11 protein-coding genes are annotated in these 8,992 nt (G+C 69.4%); 7 read left to right on the top strand and 4 right to left on the bottom strand.

All coding sequences use genetic code 11. The features are described from left to right. Positions 1-17: 17 nt before the first annotated feature. A complete protein-coding gene (locus tag QZ483_RS02380) occupies positions 18-1,208 on the bottom strand; it encodes a PTS transporter subunit EIIC (protein WP_367117078.1) in 1,191 nt (396 codons plus the stop codon). A gap of 178 nt (positions 1,209-1,386) precedes the next feature. Next, entirely contained in the window at positions 1,387-2,085 is a 699-nt protein-coding gene (locus QZ483_RS02375) for an SOS response-associated peptidase (protein WP_297081386.1), read from the bottom strand. 116 nt (positions 2,086-2,201) lie between these two features. Here QZ483_RS02375 and QZ483_RS02370 point away from each other — a divergent pair, with 116 nt between their 5' ends. The 7 genes from QZ483_RS02370 (at position 2,202) to QZ483_RS02340 (ending at position 6,747) form a co-directional block, all read left to right on the top strand. Further along, positions 2,202-3,434 (top strand): CpaF family protein, encoded by a 1,233-nt coding sequence (locus QZ483_RS02370; RefSeq protein WP_297081385.1) that lies wholly within the window; start codon positions 2,202-2,204, stop codon positions 3,432-3,434. A gap of 148 nt (positions 3,435-3,582) precedes the next feature. After that, positions 3,583-4,296 (top strand): type II secretion system F family protein, encoded by a 714-nt coding sequence (locus QZ483_RS02365; protein ID WP_297081384.1) that lies wholly within the window; start codon positions 3,583-3,585, stop codon positions 4,294-4,296. Continuing rightward, positions 4,293-5,216: a type II secretion system F family protein gene (locus QZ483_RS02360; protein WP_297081383.1), complete on the top strand. Its 924-nt coding sequence runs from the start codon at positions 4,293-4,295 to the stop codon at positions 5,214-5,216. The genes QZ483_RS02365 and QZ483_RS02360 overlap by 4 nt, the downstream gene beginning before the upstream one ends. Positions 5,217-5,254: 38 nt before the next feature. After that, the gene (locus QZ483_RS02355; RefSeq protein WP_297081382.1) at positions 5,255-5,437 is read left to right on the top strand and encodes a hypothetical protein; all 183 of its coding nucleotides are present in this window, start codon (positions 5,255-5,257) and stop codon (positions 5,435-5,437) included. Continuing rightward, positions 5,409-5,807, top strand: coding sequence for a TadE/TadG family type IV pilus assembly protein (locus QZ483_RS02350; protein ID WP_297081381.1), 399 nt, complete (start codon positions 5,409-5,411; stop codon positions 5,805-5,807). The genes QZ483_RS02355 and QZ483_RS02350 overlap by 29 nt, the downstream gene beginning before the upstream one ends. After that, on the top strand, positions 5,804-6,298 hold the full coding sequence (locus tag QZ483_RS02345; protein ID WP_297081380.1) for a pilus assembly protein: 495 nt from the start codon (positions 5,804-5,806) through the stop codon (positions 6,296-6,298). Before QZ483_RS02350 ends, QZ483_RS02345 begins: the two co-directional genes overlap by 4 nt. Then, on the top strand, positions 6,295-6,747 hold the full coding sequence (locus QZ483_RS02340; protein ID WP_297081379.1) for a pilus assembly protein TadG-related protein: 453 nt from the start codon (positions 6,295-6,297) through the stop codon (positions 6,745-6,747). Before QZ483_RS02345 ends, QZ483_RS02340 begins: the two co-directional genes overlap by 4 nt. Positions 6,748-6,992: 245 nt before the next feature. Here QZ483_RS02340 and QZ483_RS02335 read toward each other — a convergent pair whose 3' ends face one another. Together QZ483_RS02335 and QZ483_RS02330 are read right to left on the bottom strand one after the other, a co-directional pair. Continuing rightward, on the bottom strand, positions 6,993-7,934 hold the full coding sequence (locus tag QZ483_RS02335; RefSeq protein WP_297081378.1) for a carbohydrate ABC transporter permease: 942 nt from the start codon (positions 7,932-7,934) through the stop codon (positions 6,993-6,995). Further along, positions 7,931-8,986: a carbohydrate ABC transporter permease gene (locus QZ483_RS02330; protein ID WP_297081377.1), complete on the bottom strand. Its 1,056-nt coding sequence runs from the start codon at positions 8,984-8,986 to the stop codon at positions 7,931-7,933. The genes QZ483_RS02335 and QZ483_RS02330 overlap by 4 nt, the downstream gene beginning before the upstream one ends. Positions 8,987-8,992 lie beyond the last annotated feature (6 nt).

Here is an 8,992-nt window from a genome sequence, read left to right as displayed (position 1 = left end):
GGAGCCGGGGGCGGGAGTCACGCCGCGACGGGCTCCGCCGGCTGCTCGGCGCTTTCGGAGTCGTCCGGGGCGTCCTCGCGCTTGGCCTCACGGCCGAAGCCCATGAGGAACGAGGCCACGACGAACGAGACGACGGCCGCCAGGGAGACCTGGAGAAGCATCGAGACGTAGCCGCCGGGAGGCGTGAACGTGAGGTAGGCGAAGATCGATCCGGGGGACGGGGGAGCGACCAGTCCGCCGTTGAGCACCACGCCGATGAAGACGCCGGTCATGCCGCCCAGGATCACCGCAGCGATCAGCTTGGGCTTCGCCAGCACGAACGGGAAGTACACCTCGTGGATGCCGCCGAAGAAGTGGATGATCGCCGCACCGGGGGCCGCCGCCTTGAGCATGCGGGGGCCGAAGAAGAGGAACGCCAGCAGGATGCCGAGGCCCGGGCCGGGGTTGGACTCGATCATGAACAGCAGCGACTTGCCCGTCTCCTCCGCCTCGACCGTTCCGAGCGGCGTGAAGACACCATGGTTGATCGCGTTGTTGAGGAACAGGATCTTCGCGGGCTCGACCAGGATCGATGTCAGGGGGAGCAGGCTGTTCTCGACCAGGAAGTCGACCCCGAGGCCCGCCCACTCGACGAGCTTGGACACGACCGGGCCGATGATCAGCTGGCCGAGGACGGCGAGTCCCGCGCCGATGATGCCCAGTGAGAAGTTGTCGACGAGCATCTCGAAGCCGGGCTTGATCTTGCCGGTCCAGAACTTCTCGATGTGCTTGAGGCACCACGCGGCGAAGGGTCCCATCGCCATGGCTCCCAGGAACATCGGGACGTCCGAGCCGACGATGACTCCGGTCGTGGCGACCGCGCCGATCACGCCCCCGCGCTGGTCGTAGACCATCCGGCCACCCGTGTAGCCGATGATGAGCGGCAGCAGATAGGTGATCATGGGGCCGACGATGCCGGCTCCGGCGAAGTCGCCCCAGCCACCGACCTGGGCGATCCAGCTGTCAGGAGCGACGCCGCCGTCGCCTCCCCAGTTGAGCCAGCCGGTCTCGATGAACAGGGCCGTGACGAGGCCCCACGCCACGAAGGCGCCGATGTTGGGCATGATCATGCCCGACAGGAACCTGCCGAGCCGCTGCACCTGCGCGCCGAACCCCGCTGTGCGGTTCTTGTTCGCTTTGCTCTGTGCCTGAGCGTCGCTGAAGGACATCGGTGTCCTACCCTTCCCCTCCGCTTCCTTGCGGAGGACTACCATCCTGGAGGCCCGTTTGGGCCCGTTCCTGTGGAACTACTCCCGGACGCTACTCCGGTAAAACGGGCATGTCAACAACTAAACGGAAGCAAACGGGCATCGAGGCTGAGGGCAGGCCTGAACCGGTCCCCGGGGATCAGGCGTCGACGGGGTCGATGTTCTCCGGCGCGTTGTTCTTGGGGCTGCCGACGGCCTTGCGGACCGGGTGCCAGGTCAGGTCGGGCGCGGGCATCGCGATGACGTCGAGCAGGGTGCCCTGGTCCGCGTCGCGGTCCAGCCACAGGTCGAGCGCCTCGCGGCACATCATCACGGGCTGGCGGTCGTGGATGTCCTGCATCGCGCCGCTCGACGCCGTCGTGACGATCGTGGTGGTCACGAGCCACTCGGCGTCCTCTCCGGCGGCCTTGTCCTTCCAGAACTCGTAGAGCCCCGCGAACGCGAGGGGCGCATCGTCCGTCGCGTGGATCCAGTGCGGAGTCTTGACGCCGCCCTCCGTCCGCCACTCGAAGTAGCCCGATGCCGGCACCGCGCATCGGCGCTTCGCGAAGGCCGTCCTGAAGGACGGCTTCTCCGCGAGGGTCTCCGAGCGCGCGTTGATCATGCGGGCGCCGATGCTCGGGTCCTTCGCCCACGACGGCACCAGGCCCCAGCGCGCGGCCTCGAGGCGGCGGCCTTCGTCATCTTTGTCTGGCCTGGGCGGCACGACGATGGCGACCTGCTGGGTGGGGGAGACGTTCCAGTTGGGAGCCAGTCGGGCGTCGTCCGCGACCGTCGCGATCGCGAAGTGGTCGATCAGCTCCTGCTCCGCGAGGAAGTTTGCGTACCTGCCGCACATGTCTCTCATCGTGGCACGAGGGGGTGACACGCGCATCGGCGCTGTGTCCGGTCACGGGCGCAACTTTCCACAACCCCCCTGGTCAAACCCGCGGTTTGTCTCTACCCTCAGGGTCCATGACGTCGGGGGCCGTCGGGGGGATCGAGAGCGAGGTGCGCGAGCGCATCCGCGCTTCCGGCGTGGATCCCAAGCGCGATGTCGCGGCGGTGCGGGCGCTCGTGGACGATGCTCTCGAGCGGTGGGAGACGCGGTCGCTCACCGGTGACGTGGAGCCGCTGGTGGATCCGGTCGCCACGGCACGTGCAGTGATGGACGCCGTGGCGGGGTTCGGGCCGCTCCAGCCCTATCTCGATGATCCCGAGGTCGAGGAGATCTGGATCAATGCGCCGCAGCAGGTGTTCGTCGCGCGCGCCGGAGAGCCCGAGCTGACCCCCACGATGCTCACGGCAGAGCAGGTGCGCGACCTGGTGGAACAGATGCTCGCGATGAGCGGTCGCCGGCTGGATCTGAGCTCTCCCTTTGTGGACGCCACGCTTCCAGGCGGCGAGCGGCTCCACGTGGTCATCCCCGAGATCACGCAGCGTCACTGGGCGGTGAACATCCGCAAGTACGTGGCGCGGGCAAGGTCGGTGGGCGACATGGTGAGGCTCGGATCGCTCACCCCGCGGGCCGCGGCGTTCCTTGACGCTGCCGTGGACTCCGGACTGAACGTCCTGGTATCCGGCGCTACGCAGGCGGGAAAGACAACCATGCTGGCGGCGCTTGCGGGGTCGATTCCGCCCCGCGAGCGGGTCGTGACCTGCGAGGAGGTGTTCGAGCTCGCGATCCAGCACCGCGACGTGGTGGCGATGCAGTGCCGGCAGGAGTCGCTCGAGGGCACCGGAGAGATTCCGCTCAGGCGCCTCGTCAAGGAGGCGCTGCGCATGCGCCCCAGCCGCATCATCATCGGCGAGGTCCGCGAGGCCGAGGCCCTCGACATGCTCATCGCCCTCAACGCGGGAGTGCCGGGCATGTGCACGATCCACGCGAACTCGGCGCGAGATGCGATCACCAAGATGTGCACGCTGCCGCTTCTCGCGGGCGACAACGTCTCCGATCGCTTCGTGGTGCCGACCGTGGCTTCCGCGATCGACGTCGTTGTCCATCTGGACCTCGACCCGGCCTCGGGGCGGCGCGGGGTGCGCGAGATCGTCGGCGTGAGCGGCCGCTCCGAACAGGGCGTGATCGAGACGTCCACCGTGTTCGAGCGCCGTGACGGCGCGCTCGTGCGAGGGCCCGGGTTCCCGCCGCACGAGGACCGGATGGCGGCGCGCGCCCACGACGTCGCGGCCCTCCTCAGGGGGTTGTGACGTGGAGGCGTGGTGGGGGGTCGTCCTCGGCATCGGGGCGTTCCTGGTCTGGTGGTCGTTCTGGCCAGAGCAGCCGCGCGCGCGGAGGCGGCCCGGCGGCTGGTCGGACCGGACGCGGGACCGACTGGTGCGCGCAGGTGCCCCGGGAGTGACCCCCGCGGCCCTGGTGATGACGTCGGTGGGGCTGGGCGTGGTCGCGTGGATCGTCGCCGCTGGTCTGACGGGATCCGCGCTCATCGGGCTGTGCTTCGGCGTCATCGCCGCGCGCGGGCCGTTCGCCGTGGTCGCCTCTCGGGCCCGCGCCCGCGCCGCACAGACCCGCGACCTGTGGCCTGAGGTCGTGGACAGCCTCGCCTCCGGGATCAGGGCCGGTCTGTCGCTGCCCGAGGCGGTCTCTCAGGTGGGCGACCGGGGCCCCGACGCGCTGCGTGAGCCCTTCGCGCGCTTCGCGGAGGACTACCGCGCGTCCGGCAGGTTCCAGGCGTCGCTCGACCTGCTCAAGGAGCGGCTCGCTGACCCGACTGCGGACCGGATCGTCGAGACCCTGCGCATCACGCGGGATGTGGGCGGCACGGACGTGGGTCGCGTGCTGCGCACACTGGCGGAGTTCCTGCGTGACGACGCGCGCCTGCGCGGCGAGCTCGAGGGCCGCCAGAGCTGGACCGTCAACGCGGCACGCCTTGCCGTCGCGGCGCCCTGGGTCGTGCTCGCCCTCCTCGCGACGCAGTCGTCGACGCTCGACGCCTATGACTCCGCGGCGGGGGCGTTCGTGCTCGCTGCCGGCGGGGCGAGCACGATCGTCGCGTACCGCGTGATGATGCGGGTAGGGCGGCTGCCGCAGGAGAGCAGGGTCCTGCGATGACCTGGACGGCAGTGGTGCTCGGCGGAATGCTGGGCTTTGGCGCGAGCCTGGTGGTCGCATGGTTCCGGGCGCGGCGACCCACGCTGGAGGCGCGGGTCTCGCCGTTCGTGCGTTCGACGCTCGCCGCTGAGATCCGACGACGCGACGCGGCCGTGACGCCCTTTCCGACGCTCGAGCGCATCCTCACGCCGGTGGCGCGGGATGTGATGCGCGTGCTCGAGCGGTGGGGGATCGAGGCCGCCGACGTCGAGCTGCGGCTGCGTCGCGCGGGCCTGGCGTGGAGCGCCGAGCAGTTTCGGGCCCGGCAGGTTGCCTGGGGCGCCGTGGGTCTGGCGGTCGGGTTGCTCTTCGCGGGCGCCCTCGTCTCCCTGCGCGGCGCGAGCGCGGTGGCGGGGTTGATGCTCGCCCTCGTGATGGCGGTGTGCGGCGCCGTCGGGCGGGACGTTGCTCTGACACTGGCGGTCCGGCGTCGGTCGCGCCGGCTGCTGCAGGAGTTGCCGACGGTCGCGGAGCTCCTGGCATTGGCCGTCGCCGCTGGCGAGTCAGCGCCCGTCGCACTCGAGAGGGTTGCGACATCGACCTCGGGGGCGGTGGCTGAGAGCCTGCAGACCGCCCTGGGACGAGTCAAGGCAGGCGCGCGGTTGACCGACGCGCTGCGGCGCATGGCGCAGGACTCGGGCGTGCCCGCCCTGGATCGCTTCGCGGAGGGCGTGACGACCGCCGTCGAGCGCGGCACTCCGCTCGCCGAGGTGCTGCGGGCTCAGGCCCAGGACATGCGTGCACAGGGCCACCGAGAGCTCATGGAGGAAGGCGGGCGCCGCGAGATTGCCATGCTGATTCCCGTGGTGTTCCTCATCTTGCCTGTCACGGTCGTGTTCGCCGTGTTCCCAGGACTCGTGGCCATCAATCTGGGCGGCTAGCCCATCACTCGGAAAGACAACAAGGAAGAGGGGGAACCATGATCAGGTGGTTCGAGAACGTGAGCGCCGAGCTCCGCGACAAGGGGGAGCGCGGGGACGTGCCGGGTTGGGTGCTCATCACATTGATGACGGCGGGACTTGTCGCTCTGATCTGGGCCCTCGCCGGCCCGGCACTCGGCGAGGTCTTCACCGATGCGATCGACTCCGTCACCGGCGGGTGACGCAGCGCGCGATCGAGGCTCTGCGGTCGTCGAGTTCGTCCTCGTCGCGTCGCTGGTGGTGCTCCTGGGACTCGCGCTGCTGCAGCTGGTCCTCGCGGTGCACGTGCGCAACACGCTGACGTCGAGCGCGTACGAGGGCGCCAGGATCGCGGCGCAGGCCGACAGGACGCTCGCCGACGGAGAGGCGCGGGCCGAGGCCATGGCTGCGGAGGCGATGGCCGGCGTCGACACCACGGCGACCGCCAGCGCGAGCGCCGTGGACGGAGCAGACCTCGTTCTGATCGAGCTGTCGGCACCGCTGCCGGTGATCGGCCTATGGGGGCCGGGCACGCTCACGGTGGAAGCGCGCGCGATCGCGGAGTCGCCGTGAGTCGCGCCCGCGCGCTGTCGCGAGACGACACCGGCGCCGCGCTGGTCGAGTTCCTGGGCGTGACGGTGCTGATGCTCGTGCCGATCGTCTACGCGGTCCTCGCGGTCGGGCAGGTGCAGGCGGCCACCTACGCCGTCGAGGGCGCGAGCCGGACCGCCGCACGGGGTGCCGCCCTGGCGGCGCTGGACGAGCTCGACCGCGGTGGGAGCGAGCAGACCGCCCACGCGGCCGCGGTCGAGCGGGCGTCCGATGTTGTCTCGCTGGCGCTCGAGGACTTCGCCGTCCGGGGATTGCACGACCTGGTGGTCGGTTGCGGAGACGCGGGCTGCGGCGGACCGGGCAGCGAGGTCGTGGTCGAGGTCGAGGTCGCTGTGCCGCTGCCGGGCATCCCGGGTCCCATCGCCGATGCGATCTCGGCCGCCGTGCCCGTGTCCGCCCGGGGCACCGCTCAGGTGGACCTCCTGACTGGCGTCAGCGGCGGTGGCCGATGACGGGGTGCACGAGGCCGCCGGCGCGCGCCGTTCGCGATCGCGCGCCGGCGTTCGCCTCCGACGCTGGCAGTGTCTCGCTGTTCACGCTGGGGTGGATCGTGGTCGCGCTCATGGCGGTCGCCGTGCTGGTGGGCGCCACTCAGGTCCACGTGAATCGGATGCGTCTGGTCTCGCTCGCTGACGAGTGCGCGGTCGCGGCGGCCGGGCATGCCCTCGCCGCGGACTACTTCGCTTCGGACGGCGAGACGGCCGACGTGGTGCTCGCACGACTCGCTGGCGACGATCGCCCGTGGGTCGACGACGTCCGCGTGGTCGCGGTCCGGACCGACGACGACTCGACCGCGCAGGTGGTGCTCACACGGACGGTGCTGCCGCTCGTGGGCGGCTGGGGGTGGCTCCCAGACGTCGGGGTGACGCTCACCGCCTCTGGCAGCGCGCGCATCGGCTGACCGGGCGTCGCCGAGCATGCGCGCACCTCAACACACGGCCGTGACCACTGCGACAGGTGTTGAACACGGGGAATCACATCCCACTCTGGGTCACCGTGCGCCACAGGTGTGTGTTGGCCGGTACGAGGGCGACCAGGACCAGGAGCAGGGGGCCGCGAGGGACGGAGAGCCGGGCATGGTCCGGACACGACTGCGGCCGGCCCACCCTGAGGTGGACCGGCCGCGCCTGTCGAACGTGGACTCGATCAGGTCTTGACCGCGCCTTCCATGATGCCGCGCACGATCTGCCTACCGGCGACGGCCAGCAGCGCGATCAGCGGCAGGGAGGCGAGGAAGGATCCCGTCAGAACGATGGAGTTCTTGGGGGTGTTGCCCACGCGCAGGTTGTGCAGCGCGGGGCCGATGGTCTGGGCGTCGGAGCCGCCCACCGCGACCAGCGCCCACTGATACTCGTTCCACGCGTTGACCGCGGTGATGAGTCCCAGCACGCCCATCGCGGGCCTGACGGTCGGCACGACGATCTCCCAGAACACGCGGAAGGTCGTTGCGCCGTCGACGCGAGCCGATTCGATGATCTCGTCGGGGATCGCATCCTCGATGAACTGCCTCATGTAGAACACGCCGAACGCGGAGACCAGTGCAGGGACCGTGACCGCGAGCAGGGTGTCCACCCAGCCCAGGGTGTCCATGATCTGGTACGCGCCCACGATGCCCAGCTGCGCCGGGATCGTGAGGGTCAGCACCACGAAGTAGAACAGCGGATCGCGGCCCTTGAACTTCAGCTTCGCGAACGCGAAGCCCGCGAGCGAGCAGAAGAACAGCGTGGCCGTCACGACCACGGCGACCACGATGACAGAGTTGAAGAAGGACTGGACGAACTGGACGTTGTCGTACGCCGGGTAGCCCTGCTCGCGGATCTTGACCGTCATGATGTCCCAGTTGAACTGGAAGTACGGTCCCGGAGTGGCCTGCGGCGCGCCCGCCTGGAAGAGCTTGTCCTCCTTCCAGGTGGACATGATGCCGGCCCAGTAGATGGGCCAGGCACCCACGAGCAGGATGAAGCCCAGCAGGATGTAGTTGAAGGCTCCCGCGGGGGTGTCCTGCGGGCTGCGGCCCAGGAGGGCGGCCTTGTTGCGCTTGTTCTTGGGCGCCTGGGCCTCGGGGGCCTCGTCGATGGTCGCGGTCACTTGCGGCCTCCGATCTTGTTCGACACGAACGCGTTGAAGCCTGCGAGCAGGACCACGACCACGAACAGCACCCACGACATCGCGCCGGCGTATCCGAAGTCCTTCGGGTCGCCCCAGCCGGTGTACCAGATCAGCTGCGCGACGGTGCGCCACAGGTGTCTCAGTCCACCGCCCTCGCCGGAACTCGGATCCTCGTCGAGGAGCACGGGTTCAGCGAACAGCTGCAGAGAGCCGATGGTGGACAGCACCACCGTGAAGATCACCATGGGGCGGATCATCGGGACGGTGATGGACCACAGCTGCTTCCAGGCGGAGGCGCCGTCGAGCGCCGCGGCCTCGTACACGTCCTTGGGGATCGACTGCATGGCGGCCAGGTACAGCAGGGCGTTGTAGCCGGTCCACTTCCAGTTGATCATGATGATGATCGCGAGCCACGAGGACCAGCGCTCGGCGCGCCAGTCGATGCCGTCGAGCACCTGGGCGGAGCCGCCGATGCCGGACTCATGCTCGAAGCCGAAGAGCCCCAGCAGCCAGTTGGCCTGGCCGTACTGCTCGGAGAAGAAGGTCACGAACACGAGCGAGGACGCGACGATGGGCGTGATGTACGGGATCAGGATGCCGATGCGGAACAGCGACTGGGCCCTCAGGCGCCGGTTCAGCAGCGACGCGAGGACCAGCGCGAACATCAGCTGGGGGATCGCCGAGAAGACGAACAGTCCCAGGGTGTTCAGCAGCGCCTGCGTGAAGTCCCAGTTGGTGAGGACCTTCTGGTAGTTCTCGAGGCCCACCCACCGCTCGGTGTACAGCACCTCGGAGTTGCCGCTCGGGAAGGTGAGGGTCTCCGAGCGGAACGTCTGGAAGGACACCAGCGCGCTGTACACGATCGGGAAGATCCCGAAGGCGACGAAGAGGATGAAGAAGGGGGAGATGAGGATGTAGGGGACCACGACGTGGTCGAAGCGGGCCCAGATCGAACTCTTGGGCCCCTTCTTCCTCGCGCGGTCCGTGCCCGTGGCGTCGGCCTGCTCAGCCGAGACGCTGCTGGCGGACATGGAAAC

The sequence above is a fragment of the uncultured Demequina sp. genome (assembly GCF_913055775.1).
Taxonomy (GTDB): Bacteria; Actinomycetota; Actinomycetes; order Actinomycetales; family Demequinaceae; genus Demequina.
This window is presented reverse-complemented; position numbering and strand designations above follow the sequence as displayed.